Source organism: Anoxybacillus sp. MB8 (assembly GCF_011006755.1).
Lineage (GTDB): Bacteria > Bacillota > Bacilli > Bacillales > Anoxybacillaceae > Anoxybacillus > Anoxybacillus gonensis.
This window is the reverse complement of sequence record NZ_RXXX01000143.1, coordinates 1-373: the sequence shown is the minus strand read 5'-3', so window position 1 is coordinate 373 and position 373 is coordinate 1. Positions and strand designations below refer to the sequence as shown.

The following is a 373-nucleotide window of genomic DNA, read 5'->3' as shown; positions in this document are numbered from 1 at the left end:
GTGATCCGCCAGGCTGTCGGCTCTGGCCACGGCATCGGCAAGTCCGCGCTGGTGGCGATGCTGATCAAGTGGGCCTTCGACACGTTCGAGGACGCCCGCGGCGTGGTCACGGCCAACACCGACAACCAGCTGCGCACCAAGACCTGGGCCGAGCTTTCGAAGTGGCACGGGATCAGCCTCACCAAGGACTGGGCCACGCTGACTGCCACCGCGCTGATCAGCAACGCCCCGGGCCACGACAAGACCTGGCGCATCGACGCGGTGCCGTGGTCGCAGAACAACACCGAGGCATTCGCAGGTCTGCACAACGAGGGCCGGCGCATCCTGCTGGTGTTCGACGAGGCTTCGGCCATCGCCGACAAGGTCTGGGAAG

General features: G+C 66.5%; 1 protein-coding gene. It reads left to right on the top strand.

Annotated elements, in window-relative coordinates:
* Positions 1–373 (top strand): hypothetical protein (locus tag EKC99_RS15590; protein WP_368667183.1); only part of this gene is annotated, 373 nt, incomplete at both ends.